Genomic DNA, 18,733 nt, shown 5'->3' with positions numbered 1-18,733 from the left:
CAAGGACAAGTTAGCGTTCGGGGATCAGCCCGCGCGGGCTGAACCGCAGCACCAGAAGCAGCACCAGACCCATGGTCAGCAGACGCATATGGGCCGCAGATTCAATCATCCAGTCTTTCATGGCGCTCCCGTCCTCAAGCCCGCTGCTGAGGATGTTCATCAGCCCCAGACCGAGCGGTTCGACCTGCACCCAGAGCCACCAGATCAGCATGCCGCCCAGCACCGCACCAAAGTTGTTACCGGACCCGCCGACGATCACCATGACCCAGACAAGGAAGGTAAAGCGTAGCGGCTGATAAGTGCCCGGTGTCAGCTGACCATCCAGCGTTGTCATCATCGCACCGGCGATCCCGCAAATCGCTGAACCGAGGATAAAGATCTGCAAATGCCGTTTGGTCACGTCTTTGCCCATCGCCTCGGCGGCAGTTTCATTATCGCGGATCGCGCGCATCATGCGGCCCCATGGGCTTTTGAGTGCCTTCTGCGCCAGCCACAGCAGGATCAGCAATACAATGGTGAAGAGCACCGCATAGGCCATTTTCGTGTAAAGCGTTGAAGCCAAGACCGGATCAAGACCCACGCTTGCGGCGCGTTCCACAAACACAGGGTCCTGTTGCAGGTCAATTTCAAACGGCACCGGACGATCAAGGCCGATGACGTTTTTCACGCCCCGCGCCAGCCAGTCTTCGTTCTTCATCACCGCGATGATAATTTCAGCGATGCCAAGCGTCGCAATCGCAAGGTAATCAGAGCGCAGACCAAGGGCGGTTTTACCGATCACCCACGCTGCACCGGCAGCCAGCAGGCCACCCACAGGCCAGGACAACAGGATGGGAAGGTTCAGACCGCCAAGGTTGCCGGTCGAGGCGGGATTTACAGCCTCAATCGCGTCCTTTGCAGGATCGAACACAGCGCGATAGAGAAAGAAACCGCCCACAAGGATCACCAGCGTGACAATGGTTCTCGTGCGTCCCTCAAGCCGTTTTTGCGCGATGACGGCGGCAACGACAGTCAGGGCGCCCAAGGCCAGGCCTGCAAAAATCCGCAGACCGCCAGCCTGCCATGCTTCTGGCACGGGCTCGGTCGAGACCAGCACAGCGGCAAGTCCACCAAGCGCCACAAAACCCATGACACCGATGTTGAACAGACCCGCAAAGCCCCATTGCAGGTTCACACCCAGCGCCATAATGGCCGAAATCAGACCCATGTTCAGGATCAGAAGGGCCGAGTTCCAGCCTTGGATCAGGCCGGTCCCGATCAACAGGACGGCGACAAGACCGAAGAGGGCGGTATCTTTGACTGTAGTGCTCATACGGATTGTCCCTTGAAGAGGCCCGTCGGTTTGAACAGCAGCACGATAATCAGGATCGCGAAGCTGACGGCGAATTTGTAATCGGTGGACAAAAGCTGCACCAACCCGTCAGGTTCCAGGCTTTCGGGCAACAGATAGGTCAGGACCTTTTTCCACGCATAGGTGATGGTGACTTCGCTGAAGGCGATCACGAAACCACCCGCAATTGCCCCCAGCGGATTGCCCAAGCCACCCACGATGGCAGCGGCAAAGATCGGCAGCAGCAGTTGGAAATAGGTGAAGGCTTTGAAAGACTTGTCCAGCCCGTAAAGCACACCGGCGGTGGTGGCGAGGGCCGCAACGATCATCCATGTGACCTTGACCACCCAATCAGGGTTGATGCCGGACAATAGCGCCAGATCCTCGTTGTCGGAAAAGGCGCGCATGGATTTGCCGGTACGTGTTTTGTTGAGGAACCAGAACAACAGCGCCATGACGATGAAAGCCACAACAACCGTGATCGCTTGGGTGGTCTTGATCGCCAGACCTTCCTGAAGGCCGGTCATATCGCGGAATTCACGGGCGGTGATAATGAACCGCTCGCCATCGGCAAAATTGATGTCGCGCACGCCGATAATGAAACGCACAATGCCGTTCATCACGAACATCACACCCATCGACACGATCACAAGGATCACCGGCGAGGCCTTCTGATCGCGGTAGAATTTGTAAACCCCACGGTCGATGCCAAGCAAAAGCAGGATCGTTGCACCAATGCCAACGGGCAGGGCAAGCAGGGCAGTGGGCAGCGGGCCAAAGGTGATCCCTGCCGTCGTCAACAGGCCCGTCATCAGAATGGTGATCGCTGTGCCAAAGGCCATCGTGTCACCATGGGCAAAATTCGAGAACCGCAGGATGCCATATATCAGCGTGACACCCAGCGCGCCGATAGCGAGCTGCGCGCCGTAGGCAAGGCCCGGCACAAAAACGAAGTTTGCGAATGCGACAATCGCGTTCAGAAAATCCATGAGAAACGATCCCCAGCGTTCAGTATTCTAGTCATTGCAGCACCTCACAGGTGCCCGTCATCGGCGTGACGTTGCGTGTATCGGAGTAGACGGCGCCACCATCAGGCTGCATCACAAGCACAACCTCGGCACCGTCATCCTGTGTGGTCCAGAACCCGCGGGTATCGCCAATGATGAACGGCTCTGCGGAAAACGCGGCGTCACCCATCTGCACGGTGGTAAGCTGGCGACGGGGCGGGTCGGATGCATCCTGCGCGGGCGCAAACTGTGACGCATCAATCGCAAAAGCGACCGCCACACCGGAAAAGTCGCATCTGACGGTATCCGCACAGGCAGGCCCGACAATCGTGGCGCAAAGAACGGCTGCCATTTTCATCCACCCAGGAAACTGCGACGGACCTGTTCGTCCGCGAGCAGTTCTTTGCCGGTGCCGGTGTGGGCGTTGCGGCCCTGGACCAGAACATAGGCTTTATCGGCGATCTCAAGCGCTTGGCGGGCGTTCTGTTCCACCATCAGGATCGGGATCCCCGTGCGCGCAACCTCGATGATCCGGTCAAAAAGCTCATCCATCACGATAGGCGACACACCGGCGGTCGGCTCATCCAGCATCAGCACCTTGGGCTGTGTCATCAGCGCGCGGCCTACGGCGACCTGCTGACGCTGGCCACCTGAGAGCTCGCCCGCGGCCTGATTGCGCTTTTCCTTGAGGATCGGGAAAAGGTCATAGACCTGTGTCATCGTATCGCGGAAATCATCACGCCGGATGAAGGCGCCCATCTCAAGGTTCTCTTCCACGGTCATCGACGTAAAAATGTTCGAGGTCTGCGGCACGAACCCCATGCCCTTCACAACACGCTGTTGCGGGGACAGATGGGTGATATCCTCGCCATCAAGGCGCACAGCACCTTGGTTGACGTTCAACATGCCGAACACAGCTTTCATCGCGGTGGACTTACCGGCGCCATTCGGGCCGACAATCACGGCGATTTCGCCTTTTTCCGCAGCAATTGTACAGGAATGCAGGATGTCGGGGCCTTTTCCGTAGCCACCGGTCATTGCATCACCAATCAGGAACGGTTCACCCGGATTGGACTGGCTGTTGCGGGCGGTGTTCTTGCCCGGCGTCATTGTGCCGCCATTGGGATTGGCGATCGACCGGTCCTTGTTGCCACGGTCGTTCTGGTAGGGATTGTCACTCACGGGGTGATGTACTCTTCAAGGAAGGGCGCATAGGTCAAAAGCGTGTCGCGCATCAGCGCCTGCTCGGTCCCATCCGCATGGTTGAGATAGATGTAATAGAAGGTCGCCGCAGAGCCCAAAATGGCCCCTAGAAGAATGGTCAGTAGGAATTTCATGTCACACTTACCTTGTCTTTGTTTTTCAACCCGGTGCCGAGATAGGCCTCGATCACCTGCTCATTGGCCTTGATCTCGTCCAAGGTCCCTTCGGCCAGAACGTGGCCTTCCGCCATGCAGATCACCGGATCGCAAAGACGCCCGATGAAATCCATGTCGTGTTCAATGACAACAAAGGTGTAGTTGCGTTCCTTGTTGAGGCGGATAATCGCATCACCAATGGTGTTCAGCAGGGTGCGGTTCACACCTGCGCCGACCTCGTCCAGAAAGACGATCTTGGCGTCAACCATCATGGTGCGCCCCAGCTCGAGCAGCTTTTTCTGCCCGCCGGACAGGTTGCCGGCTTTCTCTTCTTTCAGATGATCAATCGTTAGGAATTCAATGACTTCGTCGGCCTTCGCCTGCAACGCGCGCTCTTCATTGGCGATACGTTTGCGGCCAAACCATGTGTTCCAGAGTTTCTCGCCAGACTGATCACCGGGCACCATCATCAGGTTCTCGCGGACAGTCATCGAGGAAAATTCATGCGCGATCTGGAAGGTGCGCAGCAGCCCTTTGTGGAATAATTCATGCGGCGGCAGACCGGTGATGTCCTCGCCATTCATGGTGATGCGGCCCGAGGTTGGTTTAAGAACGCCTGCGATCACATTGAAAAGCGTTGTTTTTCCCGCACCATTGGGGCCAATCAGCCCTGTGATCGTACCTTCTGCGATGGTCAGTGTCGCGCCATCAACGGCACGAAAGCCCCCAAAGGTCTTGACCACATCTTCAACAACAATCATCGCACATCCCCTTGCGCACGGGTTTTTCCGTGTCTTGTTTTGCAAAACGGCGCGGGGGGAAACCCCGCGCCGTTTCTGGATCAAATCAACCGATTAACGGTAGTTGATAGTGGAATAGACGCCGTCGGCGAATTCGATTTCCTGATAGGAACCAGCGGATTCACCGGGGCCGATCAGTTCAACTGCCGATGCACCAACATAGTCGATGTCTTCGCCAGCTGCGATCAGCTCTAGACCGCGGGCCAGTTCGCCGGGCAGGATTTCGATGCCGGGTGCGTTGGCCACATCAAAGATGTGATCTTTGTAGTCAGCGGGATCTTTCGAACCAGCCGCCTGCATCGCCAACATGATCAGCGCTGCGGCGTCATAGGATTCAGGGGCAAATGCACCTGTGCCGTCAAAGCCTGCTGCTTCTGCCAATTCAACAAAAATGCCTGCACCGGCGTTATCGGTGCCGGGGTAGGCGCCGAAAGACCCGTTCAGTTCCGCACCGAAGTTGTCGTTCAGAACCGCACCAACCATGCCGTCGGGCAGGTAGAATGTGTCAAACGCACCGCTGTCGAGGGATGAGCGGATGATGCCAGAACCACCTTGGTCAACATAGCCGGCAACAACCAGCACTTCACCACCGGCGGATGCCAGCGCGCCCACTTCGGCAGAGTAGTCGGCTTTGCCGTCTTCATGTGCTGCGGAAATTGTGACTGTGCCGCCAGCTTCTTCAAAAGCGGCCTGGAACGCATCGGCAAGACCTTTGCCGTAGTCGTTGTTTGTGTATGTCAACGCAACTTCGCTCACACCACGGTCCTGCAGGATCTCGGTGATGATCACACCCTGACGTGCGTCGGATGGGGCTGTGCGGAAGAACAGACCGTCATCTTCGGCTGTCGACAGGCCAGGCGATGTTGCGGATGGCGAAATCATTACAACGCCGTTCGGACGTGCAACGTTTTGCAGGATCGCGCCGGTCACGCCGGAACAGTCTGCACCCATGATCGCGTCAACCGCGTCGGATGTGACCAGACGCTCGGCCGCTGCAGTGGCGGCACCCGCATCAATACATGTGCTGTCGCCGCGCACGGAAGTGACAGTCGCGCCACCCAGCAATGTGCCGGCTGCAGTCACTTCGGCCATCGCCATTTCGGCACCGGCACCCATGGCGGGTGTGATCGATTCAAGCGGGCCGGTGAAGCCGAGGATCACGCCGATCTTTACTTCTTCAGCGTGACCAGCGGCATAGGCACCACCAGCGATCATGGCGACAGCAGAGGTCGCCAACATAAGTTTTTTCATTACTATTCTCCCAAGTTGGATTTTTTATCCTGAGTTAATTTATCAGCCGCTTTCCAAAAGGAAAGCCGGAACGACAGGAATTTGTCCCTTTGAATAGGGGTTTGTAAGCCAATTTGACTGTTTGAATGCGCCGTGGGGTATTTATTGAGCCGGATTGCGCTAATTCTCTTCGAGCGTCATCTCGACCGCGTCCCAGTTCTGCGCCATGAGGTCCTCTTCGCTGATCCAGAATTGCACCACGCCACGGTCGCCCCACATCCAGTTCACGAGCTGGTCCGAGTGCAGTTGCAGCAGCAGATGGTGGTGTGTGTGCGTTGATGCGGCCGATCCGATCTTGAAACCAAGGCCGAACATCTGGTGCCAGCGGCCGACATTGGCGATCCGGTAACGTGTGTCGATATCGTCGCGCACCTCGAAAGGCAGTGTCGCATAGACCTCGGGGGCTGCATTTGCAGCGGCCACAAGCGTGGCGGTTGCGGCTTCCTGCACGCTGATGAGTTCACCTTGGGTGAACTGATAGAACGGCTTGAAGCGGCCTGGCTCTGCGCCATTGTCGCGCACTTGGGCAAAATAGGTTTCCAACTGTGCGGCATCCTCAGGGCGCATCCGGTCCCACGGTTCATGTGACACGGCCCAGATGCTGACCTCATCGACAAAGGCGGAAAACGCATCCTGATCGCGCCGGATTATATCCACAGCAGCCTGATAGCTTGGCCCGTATTGCTGGACCCGTTTCTTGGCATTCTGCAACGTGTCTTGGATGTCGTCGCGGGCCAAACGCACCGACATCGTAAACCGGTAGGCCGTATCCCAGAACCAAGGGCGCGCGAAATCCGGTAGGGTTGTACGGTAGTTTTGCGGTGAAAGCTCTCCTGCGGCCTGATACGGCAAAAGATCACCCATGAGTTCGTGGGCGTCATCGTCCCGGTTTTGGTTTGTCATGGGCAGCAGCACGAATTCGACAGGCCAGCGGGGAAACGTGTCGGGAGCTGTTTCGCGGGCATGGCCTTTGACATAATAGCCCCAGTCCGGCCCGTGATAGATCGGCACCAGATCAGCGGGCGGTTCGGTGGCGGTATTTCCGATTGTTGGCGAATAGATCACCTTGCCCTGACGGGGCCCGTCAGTTGCCGTATTCATAAAGAACGACAGCGCGCCGTTTTGTGGCATGCCAGCTGGCAAGAGCGGATCAGGAACAGTATCAAGGTCAATTTGCGCCAGATGGTGCATCGCGCGGCCGAATTCATCCCGTGGCCACGGCGTATCCCCCAAGGTCGGGAGCCCCCCCAGCCAGCTGGTCCCGCCATATTCCACATCAAGATCGGCACGTTGCATCCGGACCAGTGCGATCCCGGGCGTGCGCTTGAACGTCTTGCCGCGCAGATCACGGCGGTCGATTTCGGCGGCAATCCGGTCGATCTCTTCTGTAGTCAGGTTCGGCAGGGCATTCTTTTGAATGATCTCGTGGACATGGACCCGGAAAGCGTCGCCTGTCTTGTGACCGGCAAGACGAGAGAAAACGATATAAAGCTCGTCATCTTTCAGGTCGTCGTCCTCTTCAACGATGGCCTTCGGGGCAGGGCGCGGCGCAGGGTTCGGACGCCGCTGCTGTCGGGCACTATTGTCTTTCACCACTTTGCGGGCGGGGGGCGCCTTTGGTGCTTTCACAACCGGTTTACGGCGAAACATGCCAAAGGCATAGGCCGCTGCCAGCACCACCGCCAAAAGGCTAAATGCTGTTGACCGAAGATAAGTATCATTCACAAGATGCGCGTAGAACGACAGACCAATGGTGGCGATCCCAAGGATCAGAAGTATCATCTTGAGCAGCTTCAGTCCCATCGCATCGGATTACCCGGGCAGCCGGGCTGCATGACTGCCACGCTCACGGTAGGGCGTGGTGTCGTAATGTGATCGGTAGCATTTGGAAAAATGCGAAGGCGACGCAAACCCACAGGCCAGCGCCACATTGATCACCGTCATATCGGTCTGCATCAGCAGGTTGCGCGCCTTTTGCAGACGCAGTTCCATGTAATAGCGCTTCGGGCTACGCGCGAGATAGCGCCGGAACAGCCGCTCAAGCTGGCGGGTGGACATGCCCACGTCTTTGGCAAGAACCGCGGGGCTGATCGGGTCTTCGATGTTTTGTTCCATCATCTGGATCACGCGGCTGAGTTTCGGGTGCCGCACGCCGATGCGTGTCGGGATCGAGAGGCGCTGTGTGTCCTGATCGGTCCTGATCGCGGAATAGATCTGAAGATCGGCCACCGCATTGGCCAGTTCCTCACCATGTTCATCGGCGATCAGTTTGATCATCAAATCGATCGAGGCCGTCCCGCCTGCGGTCGTAATCCGGTTGCCATCAACCACAAAGATCGACTTGGTCAGTTGCACCTCTTCGAATTCTTCGGCGAAACTATCCTGATTTTCCCAATGGATCGTGGCCTTCTTGCCATCAAGCAACCCTGCCTTCGCCATCGTATAGCCCGCCGTGCAAAGCCCTGCGACAGTCACACCGCGCCGCGCCTCGCGGCGCAGCCAGTTCAGCAGCCGTTTCGTGGTGGCCTTTTGCACATCAATACCACCGCACAACATGATGGTATCATCGCGCTCAAGCTCATCCAGCCCTTGGTTCACGCGAAAAACGCAGCCATTGGAACAGCTGATCTCGGCGCCATCTTCACTGACAATGATCCACGAATACAGCTCTTTGCCCGCGGTTCTGTTCGCAATGCGCAGGCTTTCGATTGCTGCCGCAAAGCTGAGCATGGTAAAATCGGCCATCAGTGCGAAAACAAACCGGCGTGGTTTGCCAATGTGGTCTACGTCCACGATCTGCGGGTCGTTGAGCATCGTTCTCTTTCTGGCGGGTCTCTTCCGCTGCAGACATCAACAGGTTTGACGCCTGTGGACAAGGGAAAAGTCGCGCAAGCAGGGCCGTGCTATGCCGTGCATTTTGCCATTGGCCTGCTGGTATGCACGCGCTATACGCTTTGGGCTGATAACGCTAACCGACCCCGATATGGAGCAAGACGATGACTGACTGGCAAAAATCTGACTGGCGCAAAAAGCCCCGGGTCCAGATGCCTGAGTATACCGACGAAGCCGCGCTGAACGCTGTTGAACGTCGTCTTGCAAGCTATCCGCCACTGGTGTTTGCAGGCGAGGCCCGCAATCTGCGCGCCGAACTCGCCGCTGTGAGCCGGGGCGAGGCTTTTCTTTTGCAAGGCGGCGATTGCGCCGAGAGCTTTGCAGAGTTCGGCGCAGATGGCATCCGCGACACCTTCAAGGTGATGCTGCAAATGGCGATGGTTCTGACCTATGGCGCGAAAGTGCCTGTGGTAAAGGTGGGCCGCATGGCCGGCCAGATGGCGAAGCCACGCTCTGCGCCCACCGAAACAGTCGATGGTGTTGAACTCCCAAGCTACCGTGGTGACATCATCAACGGGTTCGATTTCACACCCGAAAGCCGCATCCCCGACCCGGAGCGTATGTTGCAGGCCTATTTGCAGGCAGCGGCCACACTGAACCTGCTGCGCGCCTTCTCCACCGGTGGTTTTGCCAATGTGCATGAAGTCCACAAGTGGACACTTGGCTTTACCGACAGCAATGAAGTGAAGAAGTATAGCGATATGGCGTCCCGTATCAGCGACACGCTGGACTTCATGGAAGCTGCCGGTCTGACGACCGAGACGAACCATGAATTGCAGACGGTGGATTTCTACACCAGCCACGAAGCATTGTTGCTCGAATATGAAGAGGCGCTGTGCCGTCTGGATTCGACCTCAGGCAAATGGCTGGCAGGCTCGGGTCACATGATCTGGATCGGTGACCGCACACGCCAGCCGGACGGCGCCCATGTCGAATTCTGCAAAGGCGTGCTGAACCCGATCGGTCTCAAGTGCGGCCCGTCGATGACGACCGGACACCTCAAGGCGCTGATGGCCGCGCTGAACCCCAAGAACGAAGCGGGCCGTTTGACCCTGATCGCGCGCTTTGGCGCAGGGTCGGTGGGCGAGCACCTGCCGCGTCTGATCAAGGCCGTCGAGGAAGAGGGTGCCAACGTCGTTTGGACCTGTGACGCGATGCACGGCAACACGATCAAATCCTCCAGCGGTTACAAGACACGTCCGTTTGAGAGTGTTTTACGCGAAGTGAAGGAATTCTTTGCGATCCACAACGCCGAAGGCACCGTGCCAGGTGGTGTGCATTTCGAGATGACCGGCAAAGACGTGACCGAATGCACCGGCGGTGTCCGCGCTGTGACAGACGAAGATCTGTCAAGCCGCTACCACACCGCCTGCGATCCGCGCCTGAACGCATCCCAGTCGCTCGAGCTGGCATTCCTCGTGGCCGAGGAATTGTCTGCGCGCCGCACCGCAATGGCACAGGCCAAGGCGGGCTGATCACCCGTTATTGACAACCAGTCTCAGGGCCGGGCGTACTGTTGCGTCCGGCCTTGCTGTTGGTGGTGTGGGAAACAGCGGTGTCGGGGCGAGCCGCAAACCGATGCGCTCATGCCGGATACGCTCTGCTGTGTTGATTGCGAAACGCCGTGGGCGATTTGCAGTGTCCGGGTCAGTGACCAAAGCACCCAGCATGCGTGTGGTATCGTCGTCGCTGTCGCGCAATGGCAGCAGCAGGACCTTTCCACGCAACGCAGGCCGCAGGATTGTGGCCGGTGAGACCAGTGGAATGCTGACAATCGCAGGAGAGCTGAACGCGGATTCCATCAAGGCCTGCACCGAGTCCCGTGCCTCTGGAAGGAAAATCGTGCTGAATGGCATACCGCGCGCATCCATTTTCAGAAGATCATGAAGCCGTTGGCCTGCGACCCTGAACCGCGCTGTGCCGGGGGCGACGCGCTGAAGGATAAAGGCATGGGGCAGGGCGTCGTCGATCCGGCTGGGGGCCACATCATTGCGCGCCGGAAGCCGTTGGGCGTGCCGCAGGGTTTGCCAGTATTCCTCTAGGTTTTTGAGGATCAGATCGTTTTTCGCGGACATCTCACCGCGCCGGCGTTCGATCAGATCGTCATAAATATCTTTGCTCATTATCACTCTTTCTTCTCCAAACACAGGAGCACTCATTCACATCGCGTTAAAGTTTTTGTATCAAAATGCTGAACTCAAATCATTTAAGAAAGTGTAAATTAGTTAATCTGTCTCTGGCAATGCGCCTCTTGCCCCATCATGTCGATTGGCATTAGGTGCAGGCAAACAAAGACAGATCGGTGCATCCCATGACACACTCTATGACAGCCTTCGCAAGCCGGACAGGCGCATCTGATACGGCCTCATGGGCGTGGGAAATGCGGGGGGTCAATGCGCGGGGGCTGGACATACGGTTGCGATTGCCTGACGGGATTGAGGGGCTGGAACCAGCACTGCGCGCCGCATTAGGCAAGGCGCTGTCGCGCGGGAATGTCACTGTGAACCTGCGATTGCAGCGTGAGGACGCGACAGGTGCACTGGCCGTGGATGAAGCCTATCTTGATGCAGTGCTCACAGCGCTGGACTTGGTGCAGGAACGTGCTTTTGCCATGGGTGTCACGCTTGGCCAACCAACGGCGGCGGATGTTCTGGCGCAGCGCGGCGTATTGATCCCTGCCAAGCCCGAGGATGATGCCGCAGCTTTGGCGCAGGCGTTGATTGACGATATTGCCCCTCTGGTCGCCGATTTCGTTGACATGCGCGCGCGCGAGGGGGCTGCCCTTGCGGCGGTGATCCGCGATCAGTTGGACCAGATTGCCGGTTTGATCGCAGCGGCCGCCCAAGCCGCCGAGGCCCGTGCGCCGCAGGTCAAAGCAAACCTGACTGCTGCACTGCGCCGTGTGTTGGACGATGTGGCCGAGGTTGAACCCGCGCGCGTGGCACAGGAACTGGCCCTCCTGGCCGTAAAGTCGGATGTGACCGAGGAAATCGACCGCCTGAAAGCGCATGTTGCAGCGGCGCGGGCACTCTTGGACGAACCCAAACCTGCGGGCCGGAAGCTTGATTTTCTGGCACAGGAATTCAACCGTGAAGCCAATACACTTTGCGCCAAAGCGCAGGCAGCACCGCTGACGGCCATCGGCCTTGATCTCAAGGCAGTGATCGACCAGATGCGCGAGCAGATACAGAATGTGGAGTAAGACATGACCCGACGCGGCCTATTGATCATCCTGTCGTCACCCTCGGGGGCTGGGAAATCCACGCTGGCAGGCCGGCTGCGGGCGTGGGATGACACACTGCGGTTTTCGGTGTCGGCCACAACACGCGCGCCGCGTGAGGGTGAGGAGAACGGCAAAGATTATTTCTTTGTCTCGGTGCCCGAGTTTCAGGCGCAGGTTGCCGCCCAAGAGATGCTCGAACATGCGCGGGTTTTCGGGAACTACTACGGATCGCCCAAGGCCCCAGTGAAAGCGGCCATCGACAGCGGGCGCGATGTGCTGTTCGACATCGACTGGCAGGGCGCACAGCAGATCAGCAACTCATCGTTGCAGGAACATGTCCTGTCGATCTTTATCCTGCCCCCATCCATTACAGAACTTCACCGGCGTCTTGTCAGCCGTGGTCAGGATACACCCGAGGTGATTGAAGGCCGGATGCAGAAAAGCTGGGACGAGATCAGCCATTGGGACGGCTATGACTATGTCCTTGTGAATGATGATCTGGACAAGACCGAAGAGCAGCTCAAGACGATCATCAGCGCCGAGCGTCTGCGCCGCTCTCAGCAACCGCAATTGGTGGATCATGTGCGCACCTTGCAGACCGAATTTGGAGAAAGATCATGAGCCTTTACGCTTTGGGTGAAATCGCCCCACAGATCGCGGATGATGCCTGGGTCGCGCCGGGTTGTCACTTGATTGGCGACATTGTGCTGGAAGAAAAGACCTCCGTTTGGTTCGGCAGCACCCTGCGCGGTGATAATGAGCGGATCACAGTGGGTGCAGGGACCAATGTGCAGGAAAATACCGTGATGCACACCGATATGGGATCTCCGCTTATAATTGGGCCTGGCTGTACCATCGGCCATAAGGTCATGCTGCACGGCTGTGTGATCGGGGAAAACACCCTGATCGGTATGGGTGCCACGATCCTGAACGGGGCCGTCATAGGCCGCAACTGCCTGATTGGTGCAGGTGCGTTGATTACGGAAAACAAAGTGATCCCCGATGGCAGCCTTGTGATGGGTGCCCCGGGCAAAGTCGTGCGGGAACTGGACGCCGAGGCGATTGCCGGACTGCGGTTATCGGCCCTGCATTATCAGGAAAACGCCGCGCGCTTCCGGCGTGACCTCAAGCAACTGTCCTGACTATTTCTGACAGGGTGGCGGCAGCGACAACAGGTCGAAGTCGAGCCCCTCAGCTTGCGTGCGGACTTCTTTGAGGATCATGGCGACATCCGGCATATTTTCGCTAATGGCACGATACCGGCCTTGATAGCCCAATCCGACCAACTGCTGCGCCACGTCAATCACATCAAACGCGTCCCCCCAAAGAGGTGACAGGATCAAATCTGGATTCACTGCATCAAGCAGTTCGGCCGTTAAACGAGATGGATCAATAAATTGTACATTCTCAAACGGGACGACACTGCGGCCCTCGGCGCTCCATCGCGACAGATTTCCGATCACTAATATCCGATCAGCCGACGCTAACTCAGGTGCGGGAAAGACAGCGGATGGATGCCGTGCAGAATTTTGCATTCATAAACCATGTCACGTAATGAGAAATAGTAACTCCCACTATGAAATTTTTAATCGGTGTTTCAACTCACGATTGCGCCAAATCTGCTACTTTGGTGAGGCATGTTGTCTCAGGCTTTCCGACTTCATTGAAACGCTTTAGGAAAAACGCATGACGCTCGAACAAATTGTTTCCATCATCCAAGCCTTTCCAATGCCGGTCCTGGTGATCGGCCAGGATGAGCGCGTGCGCGCATCAAACGCGACGGTCGATGTGATTCTTGGGCCGGACCTGTTGGGAAAGCACTATATCACCGCTCTGCGACAACCAGCGGTCCTTGCCGCCATTGCCGAGACACGGCGGACCGGTGAGGGCGCATCCGTCCGCTATACCGGACGATCAGGGTCCAAGGACGTGATCTACAAAGTGAGTGTTGCCGCGGCGCAAAGGGATATTGTTTTGACATTTGAAGATCAGACAGCCTCGGAAGAGGCGGGTCAGATGCGCCGCGATTTTGTGGCCAATGTCAGCCATGAGTTGCGTACGCCCCTGACCGCCTTGCTGGGCTTTATTGAAACATTGAATGGGGCGGCAAAGGATGATCCGGTCGCGAGGACGCGGTTTCTGGACATCATGGCACATGAAGCGAACCGGATGCGCAGGCTCGTGGATGATCTGATGTCACTGACCCGCGTGGAAGAGGATGAACGGGTCCGGCCCCGCGAAAAGGTGGAACTGGGCGCATTGCTGGCCTCGGTGATCAAGGGGTTAGAACCGCAGGCAGCGGCGGCGGGTGTTTCGGTTGCCCTTGCTCTGGTTGCAGGCGAAGAAACCGTTCCGGGTGATGCGGGGCAGTTGGTGCAGGTGTTTACCAATCTGGTGGAGAACGCGATCAAATACGGGGCGACCGGAAAAGAGGTAAGGGTGGCGCTGATGCCGCGCACCATGCACCAGCGCTTGCGCGCGGAAGCGGTCCAAATCACAGTGACAGACAAAGGCGAGGGCATTGCCGAACATCATCTGGCGCGCTTGACCGAACGATTCTACCGCGTTGATAACCACAGGTCGCGCGAGGTGGGCGGCACCGGTCTCGGGCTTGCGATTGTCAAACACATCATCAACCGGCATCGCGGGCGCATGACGATCGAAAGCCAGCTGGGAGAGGGGACCACTGTGTCAGTTTTTCTGCCAACGGCCCGACTGTCATAAAACTTTTACATAAGTGTCACAAAAGCTTCGGGAAGGCGGCATAGACGGGCCGCGATGGTGGGGCGGCTCGCGCTTCACCGAAACCTGACAGACAGGAGTGTTTTTATGTCTCTCATGAAGCTGACCGCGACGACCGCGGCGATTGCCCTTACTGCCACAACTTCTTTTGCACGTGACAACGTGCAGGTTGCGGGGTCTTCCACAGTGCTGCCCTATGCATCCATCGTTGCCGAAGCATTCGGCGACAACTTTGACTTTCCGGCACCTGTCGTCGAATCCGGCGGTTCTTCTGCGGGTCTCGCGCGCTTCTGCGAAGGTGTCGGCGAAAACACCATCGACATTGCAAATGCATCGCGTGCCATTCGGGAGAACGAGATTGCGGCCTGCGCCGAAGCCGGTGTGACAGACATCATCGAAGTCCGCATCGGGTATGACGGCATCGTCTTTGCATCGCAAATCGACGGTCCTGCATTCACTGCATTCGAGCCTTCCGACATCTTCAACGCGCTGGCGCCCATGGTCATGGTTGACGGCGCGCTGGTTGAGAACCCGCACACAAAATGGTCCGACTTCAACGCTGATCTGCCAGATGCAGACATTCTGGCGTTTATCCCGGGCACCAAGCACGGCACACGCGAAGTGTTCGAAGAGCAAGTGATCGCCGCTGGCTGCGAAGCCACGGGTGCAATGGAAGCCATGATCGCTGGCGGTATGTCCGAAGATGACGCAGAAGATGCATGTCTGGCTGTCCGCACAGACGGTCGGTCTGTCGACATTGACGGCGACTATACAGAAACACTGGCGCGTATTGCCGCAAACACCAATGGCATCGGCGTGTTCGGTCTGGCGTTCTACGAGAACAACACAGACAAGCTGAAAGTGGCAACAATGTCCGGTGTTGAGCCAACAACCGAGACAATCGCTGCAGGCGTCTACCCTGTATCGCGCCCGCTGTATTTCTACATCAAGGCGGCACATATCGGTGTGATCCCCGGCCTGCAGGAATTCGCAAACTTCTTCATCTCTGACGAAGTTGCGGGTCCATCCGGTCCTTTGGCGGCCTACGGTCTGGTGTCCGACCCAGAGCTCGCTGCGACACAACAGGCTGTCATGAACAACGTGACAATGAACTAAGAGCCATACGGCTCTGTTCGGTCCCGGCTTCGCGCCGGGGCCGAACAATTCCTTTCAATATGCGGTTGTAGCATTTATCCGGTCCTCAAAGCCTTGCGGGGCTTGTGGATGAAACGCTGCAAAAGGGGCAATCAATGGCGAACACTCTGATCCTGCTGGTCATTTCTGTGCTTGGCGTGCTCGGGTTTTTTGCAGGGCGCGCCCGTGCAATGGCCGCGGCCGAAGGTGACCGCCGCAATCTGCATTCGCTCCCCAACTATTATGGCGCCAACACGGCGCTGAATGCTGTTGTCCCTGCCGCAGTGGCCTTGGCTGTCTGGCTGATCGTGCAGCCTTTCATAATCAACAATTCGGTCTCGGGGATGATCGACCAAGAGGCAATCGCAGAAGGCAGCTCGCTTGGCCTGATCATGTCGGATGTGCGCCGCGTTGCCGAAGGGCTTGATGTGGCTGTGGCCCGAGGCGCCATGACCGAACAGGCCGCATCCGATATGCAGACGGATTTCACCGATGTGCGCGAGCGACTTGCCGAAGTGGGGGTGGCGCTTGGGTCAGGTGTCAGCGCGGAGACGTTGCAGGCAGCGCAGCGTTACAGAGAGATGGCGTGGACGGGCAACTGGCTCAAGACCATTGCTGTGATCGCGATCGCCTTGGGCGGTCTTGTCTTGACATGGCGCGTCATCACGCGGGACTACCGCGCGCGCAACGTTGTTGAAAAGGGTATTTTGACGGTTCTGATCCTTGCCGCATCTATCGCGATCCTGACAACGGTCGGCATTGTCCTGTCGTTGATCTTCAACACCTATGAGTTCTTCAAGCTCTATCCGGCCGCCGACTTCTTCTTTGGTCTGAACTGGTCGCCCAGTTTTTCAGGGCGCGGCCAGTCATCCCAGTTGGGGATATTGCCTCTGCTGTGGGGCACGCTCTACATTTCGTTCATTGCACTTCTCGTCGCCGTGCCGATCGGGCTTTTCGCGGCCATTTACCTGTCAGAATATGCCTCCAAGTCGGTGCGGGCCGTGGCCAAACCGATGCTCGAGGTGCTGGCCGGTATCCCGACCATCGTTTACGGTCTGTTTGCACTGCTGACGGTCGGGCCGCTGCTGGTAGATGTTTTTGGCGAAGGCGGGATGTTGGGGGTCAACTGGATGTCCGGCGGTACCGCCGTAATGACCGCAGGCCTTGTGATGGGCATGATGCTGATCCCTTTTGTCAGTTCTTTGTCGGATGACATCATCAATGCTGTGCCGCAAGCCATGCGCGACGGCTCGCTCGGGCTTGGCGCGACTCATTCCGAAACCGTGCGTCAGGTAATCATTCCCGCCGCGCTGCCCGGTATTGTGGGTGCGATCCTGCTTGCCGCATCTCGGGCCATCGGGGAAACGATGATCGTGGTGCTGGGGGCGGGTGCTGCGGCGCGTCTGTCGATGAACCCCTTTGATGCCATGACAACCGTGACGGCAAAAATCGTCAGCCAGCTGACCGGCGATAGCGACTTTTCCTCGCCTGTGGCGCTGGTGGCCTTCGCCCTCGGGATCAGCCTGTTTGTCGTGACCCTCGGGTTGAACGTCTTTGCCCTCTACATCGTCCGCAAGTACCGGGAGCAGTACGAATGACCGACGCCGCAACAGATATGTCCGGTGGGAAAGCCGCACCGGCCGCGCATGGATCGCTGCTCTCCGAAAGCCCGTTGATGAAGAAACGCAACGCGGCCGAGGCACGGTTCAAGATGTACGGGCTGCTGGCCATCATCGTTGGTCTGGTTTTCCTGATTTTCCTGGTCGTCTCGATCCTGCGCAGCGGTCTGCCCGCCTTTACGCAAACGGTTGTGAATGTTGAATTTACGCTGACACAGGAACAATTCGACGAGGCCGAGAGCAAGATGCTCAAGACCGCGGCCTACACAGAGTTTTTTGTGAACGACGTCACCCGGACGCTGCAAGAGCGTGGGATGGACGTGGATTTTGATGGCGATACGATCGAGCGTGTGATGGGTAAGGTCGGCGGTGACCTGCGCACATACTATCGCGAAAACCCCGACCAGATCGGGCAACCTGTTGATTTTGAACTTTCGGCGGCCAGCCGCGTTGACCGCTATTTGCAGGGCCAACTGACCCGAGACATGGTTGTTGACGGGCGCTTTTTAGAAGTTGCCGACCTTGATTTGGTTGATGCACTGGTCGATGCGGGCATCATCGGAAGTGCATTTGACTGGAATTTCATTACCGGCACGGACACCGGTGTTGATAACCCCGGCGGCGCAGGGATAGGCGCATCGGTCATCGGGTCTTTCTTTATGATGATGGTTGTTCTGCTCTTGTCGCTGCCCATCGGCGTTGCCGCGTCGATCTATCTGGAAGAGTTTGCACCAAAGAACCGCTGGACCGACCTGATCGAGGTGAATATCTCGAACCTTGCGGCGGTCCCGTCCATCGTGTTCGGTATTCTCGGGCTGGCCGTATTTATCCAGTTTGCGCATCTGCCGCAGTCGGCGCCACTGGTCGGTGGCCTTGTGCTCACGCTGATGACGTTGCCGACAATCGTGATCTCGACGCGGGCGTCGTTGAAATCTGTCCCGCCATCCATCCGCGATGCGGCACTGGGGGTAGGGGCATCGAAGATGCAATCGGTCTTTCACCATGTGCTGCCGCTAGCCATGCCTGGTATCCTGACCGGCACGATCATCGGGCTGGCGCAGGCATTGGGTGAAACCGCCCCGCTCTTGCTGATCGGTATGGTGGGTTACGTAGCGCGTGAATACCCTGACGGGTTGGTTTCTGGCCTGCTTGATCCGAACTCGGCGATGCCGGCGCAGATCTACACCTGGGCTGCCCGGTCGGACGAAGCCTTCTTTGAAAAAGCATGGGGTGGGATTATCATCTTGATGATCTTCCTGCTGACCATGAACATCATCGCAATCATCCTGCGCCGCAAATTCGAGCGCCGTTGGTAGGAGCCCAGATATGAAAGATATG

19 protein-coding genes are annotated in these 18,733 nt (G+C 57.6%); 8 read left to right on the top strand and 11 right to left on the bottom strand.

The genetic code is table 11. The annotated features are described in order from the left end of the window. Positions 1 to 10: 10 nt before the first annotated feature. From B0B09_RS04065 to B0B09_RS04030, 9 genes are all read right to left on the bottom strand, one after another. Complete coding sequence (locus tag B0B09_RS04065; RefSeq protein WP_076658469.1) at positions 11 to 1,312, bottom strand: branched-chain amino acid ABC transporter permease; 1,302 nt, start codon at positions 1,310 to 1,312, stop codon at positions 11 to 13. Continuing rightward, on the bottom strand, positions 1,309 to 2,319 hold the full coding sequence (locus tag B0B09_RS04060) for a branched-chain amino acid ABC transporter permease (RefSeq protein WP_055292859.1): 1,011 nt from the start codon (positions 2,317 to 2,319) through the stop codon (positions 1,309 to 1,311). Before B0B09_RS04060 ends, B0B09_RS04065 begins: the two co-directional genes overlap by 4 nt. A gap of 31 nt (positions 2,320 to 2,350) precedes the next feature. After that, positions 2,351 to 2,689 (bottom strand): hypothetical protein, encoded by a 339-nt coding sequence (locus B0B09_RS04055; RefSeq protein ID WP_076658468.1) that lies wholly within the window; start codon positions 2,687 to 2,689, stop codon positions 2,351 to 2,353. 2 nt (positions 2,690 to 2,691) lie between these two features. Further along, the gene (locus tag B0B09_RS04050; protein ID WP_055293399.1) at positions 2,692 to 3,447 is read right to left on the bottom strand and encodes an ABC transporter ATP-binding protein; all 756 of its coding nucleotides are present in this window, start codon (positions 3,445 to 3,447) and stop codon (positions 2,692 to 2,694) included. 68 nt (positions 3,448 to 3,515) lie between these two features. After that, positions 3,516 to 3,674 (bottom strand): hypothetical protein, encoded by a 159-nt coding sequence (locus B0B09_RS17855; protein WP_165689289.1) that lies wholly within the window; start codon positions 3,672 to 3,674, stop codon positions 3,516 to 3,518. After that, the gene (locus tag B0B09_RS04045) at positions 3,671 to 4,456 is read right to left on the bottom strand and encodes an ABC transporter ATP-binding protein (RefSeq protein WP_055292857.1); all 786 of its coding nucleotides are present in this window, start codon (positions 4,454 to 4,456) and stop codon (positions 3,671 to 3,673) included. The genes B0B09_RS17855 and B0B09_RS04045 overlap by 4 nt, the downstream gene beginning before the upstream one ends. Positions 4,457 to 4,549: 93 nt before the next feature. Then, positions 4,550 to 5,746, bottom strand: a complete 1,197-nt coding sequence (locus tag B0B09_RS04040) for an ABC transporter substrate-binding protein (protein WP_055292856.1) — start codon at positions 5,744 to 5,746, stop codon at positions 4,550 to 4,552. A 159-nt stretch (positions 5,747 to 5,905) separates the two neighbouring features. Continuing rightward, complete coding sequence (locus B0B09_RS04035) at positions 5,906 to 7,588, bottom strand: DUF1963 domain-containing protein (RefSeq protein WP_076658467.1); 1,683 nt, start codon at positions 7,586 to 7,588, stop codon at positions 5,906 to 5,908. 9 nt (positions 7,589 to 7,597) lie between these two features. Then, the gene (locus B0B09_RS04030; RefSeq protein ID WP_055292854.1) at positions 7,598 to 8,599 is read right to left on the bottom strand and encodes a GlxA family transcriptional regulator; all 1,002 of its coding nucleotides are present in this window, start codon (positions 8,597 to 8,599) and stop codon (positions 7,598 to 7,600) included. 182 nt (positions 8,600 to 8,781) lie between these two features. Here B0B09_RS04030 and B0B09_RS04025 point away from each other — a divergent pair, with 182 nt between their 5' ends. After that, entirely contained in the window at positions 8,782 to 10,152 is a 1,371-nt protein-coding gene (locus B0B09_RS04025; protein ID WP_055292853.1) for a class II 3-deoxy-7-phosphoheptulonate synthase, read from the top strand. Here B0B09_RS04025 and B0B09_RS04020 read toward each other — a convergent pair whose 3' ends face one another. Next, complete coding sequence (locus tag B0B09_RS04020; protein ID WP_242654338.1) at positions 10,153 to 10,800, bottom strand: PAS domain-containing protein; 648 nt, start codon at positions 10,798 to 10,800, stop codon at positions 10,153 to 10,155. Positions 10,801 to 11,000: 200 nt separating this feature from the next. Here B0B09_RS04020 and B0B09_RS04015 point away from each other — a divergent pair, with 200 nt between their 5' ends. From B0B09_RS04015 to B0B09_RS04005, 3 genes are read left to right on the top strand one after another with little or no spacing between them, the layout of a single operon-like run. Further along, complete coding sequence (locus B0B09_RS04015; RefSeq protein ID WP_375342213.1) at positions 11,001 to 11,879, top strand: YicC/YloC family endoribonuclease; 879 nt, start codon at positions 11,001 to 11,003, stop codon at positions 11,877 to 11,879. A gap of 3 nt (positions 11,880 to 11,882) precedes the next feature. Beyond that, complete coding sequence (gene gmk / locus B0B09_RS04010) at positions 11,883 to 12,521, top strand: guanylate kinase (RefSeq protein WP_076658464.1); 639 nt, start codon at positions 11,883 to 11,885, stop codon at positions 12,519 to 12,521. Further along, positions 12,518 to 13,042, top strand: a complete 525-nt coding sequence (locus tag B0B09_RS04005) for a gamma carbonic anhydrase family protein (protein ID WP_076658463.1) — start codon at positions 12,518 to 12,520, stop codon at positions 13,040 to 13,042. The genes gmk and B0B09_RS04005 overlap by 4 nt, the downstream gene beginning before the upstream one ends. Here B0B09_RS04005 and B0B09_RS18050 read toward each other — a convergent pair whose 3' ends face one another. Then, the gene (locus B0B09_RS18050; RefSeq protein ID WP_207552129.1) at positions 13,043 to 13,255 is read right to left on the bottom strand and encodes a hypothetical protein; all 213 of its coding nucleotides are present in this window, start codon (positions 13,253 to 13,255) and stop codon (positions 13,043 to 13,045) included. Positions 13,256 to 13,586: 331 nt separating this feature from the next. Between B0B09_RS18050 and B0B09_RS03995 the strand changes: the two genes are divergently transcribed. From B0B09_RS03995 to pstA, 4 genes are all read left to right on the top strand, one after another. Next, entirely contained in the window at positions 13,587 to 14,624 is a 1,038-nt protein-coding gene (locus B0B09_RS03995) for a sensor histidine kinase (RefSeq protein WP_076658462.1), read from the top strand. 105 nt (positions 14,625 to 14,729) lie between these two features. Beyond that, complete coding sequence (locus B0B09_RS03990) at positions 14,730 to 15,758, top strand: substrate-binding domain-containing protein (protein WP_076658461.1); 1,029 nt, start codon at positions 14,730 to 14,732, stop codon at positions 15,756 to 15,758. Positions 15,759 to 15,892: 134 nt separating this feature from the next. Continuing rightward, positions 15,893 to 17,374, top strand: a complete 1,482-nt coding sequence (gene pstC / locus B0B09_RS03985) for a phosphate ABC transporter permease subunit PstC (protein ID WP_076658460.1) — start codon at positions 15,893 to 15,895, stop codon at positions 17,372 to 17,374. Beyond that, positions 17,371 to 18,711 (top strand): phosphate ABC transporter permease PstA, encoded by a 1,341-nt coding sequence (pstA, locus tag B0B09_RS03980; protein ID WP_076658459.1) that lies wholly within the window; start codon positions 17,371 to 17,373, stop codon positions 18,709 to 18,711. The genes pstC and pstA overlap by 4 nt, the downstream gene beginning before the upstream one ends. Positions 18,712 to 18,733 lie beyond the last annotated feature (22 nt).

Origin of the sequence: Yoonia rosea, assembly GCF_900156505.1 — a bacterium.
Lineage (GTDB): Bacteria > Pseudomonadota > Alphaproteobacteria > Rhodobacterales > Rhodobacteraceae > Yoonia > Yoonia rosea.
This window is presented reverse-complemented; position numbering and strand designations above follow the sequence as displayed.

Bases quoted from the DNA above. Each gene is read 5' to 3' on its own strand.
- pstC (WP_076658460.1), top strand. From the start codon at position 15,893: ATGGCGAACACTCTGATCCTGCTGGTCATTTCTGTGCTTGGCGTGCTC.
- B0B09_RS04050 (WP_055293399.1), bottom strand. From the start codon at position 3,447: ATGACGCCGGGCAAGAACACCGCCCGCAACAGCCAGTCCAATCCGGGT.
- B0B09_RS03990 (WP_076658461.1), top strand. From the start codon at position 14,730: ATGTCTCTCATGAAGCTGACCGCGACGACCGCGGCGATTGCCCTTACT.
- gmk (WP_076658464.1), top strand. From the start codon at position 11,883: ATGACCCGACGCGGCCTATTGATCATCCTGTCGTCACCCTCGGGGGCT.
- B0B09_RS04035 (WP_076658467.1), bottom strand. From the start codon at position 7,588: ATGGGACTGAAGCTGCTCAAGATGATACTTCTGATCCTTGGGATCGCC.
- B0B09_RS03995 (WP_076658462.1), top strand. From the start codon at position 13,587: ATGACGCTCGAACAAATTGTTTCCATCATCCAAGCCTTTCCAATGCCG.
- B0B09_RS04040 (WP_055292856.1), bottom strand. From the start codon at position 5,746: ATGAAAAAACTTATGTTGGCGACCTCTGCTGTCGCCATGATCGCTGGT.
- B0B09_RS17855 (WP_165689289.1), bottom strand. From the start codon at position 3,674: ATGAAATTCCTACTGACCATTCTTCTAGGGGCCATTTTGGGCTCTGCG.
- pstA (WP_076658459.1), top strand. From the start codon at position 17,371: ATGACCGACGCCGCAACAGATATGTCCGGTGGGAAAGCCGCACCGGCC.
- B0B09_RS04045 (WP_055292857.1), bottom strand. From the start codon at position 4,456: ATGATTGTTGTTGAAGATGTGGTCAAGACCTTTGGGGGCTTTCGTGCC.
- B0B09_RS04025 (WP_055292853.1), top strand. From the start codon at position 8,782: ATGACTGACTGGCAAAAATCTGACTGGCGCAAAAAGCCCCGGGTCCAG.
- B0B09_RS04015 (WP_375342213.1), top strand. From the start codon at position 11,001: ATGACAGCCTTCGCAAGCCGGACAGGCGCATCTGATACGGCCTCATGG.
- B0B09_RS04030 (WP_055292854.1), bottom strand. From the start codon at position 8,599: ATGCTCAACGACCCGCAGATCGTGGACGTAGACCACATTGGCAAACCA.
- B0B09_RS04005 (WP_076658463.1), top strand. From the start codon at position 12,518: ATGAGCCTTTACGCTTTGGGTGAAATCGCCCCACAGATCGCGGATGAT.
- B0B09_RS04055 (WP_076658468.1), bottom strand. From the start codon at position 2,689: ATGGCAGCCGTTCTTTGCGCCACGATTGTCGGGCCTGCCTGTGCGGAT.
- B0B09_RS04065 (WP_076658469.1), bottom strand. From the start codon at position 1,312: ATGAGCACTACAGTCAAAGATACCGCCCTCTTCGGTCTTGTCGCCGTC.
- B0B09_RS04020 (WP_242654338.1), bottom strand. From the start codon at position 10,800: ATGAGCAAAGATATTTATGACGATCTGATCGAACGCCGGCGCGGTGAG.
- B0B09_RS04060 (WP_055292859.1), bottom strand. From the start codon at position 2,319: ATGGATTTTCTGAACGCGATTGTCGCATTCGCAAACTTCGTTTTTGTG.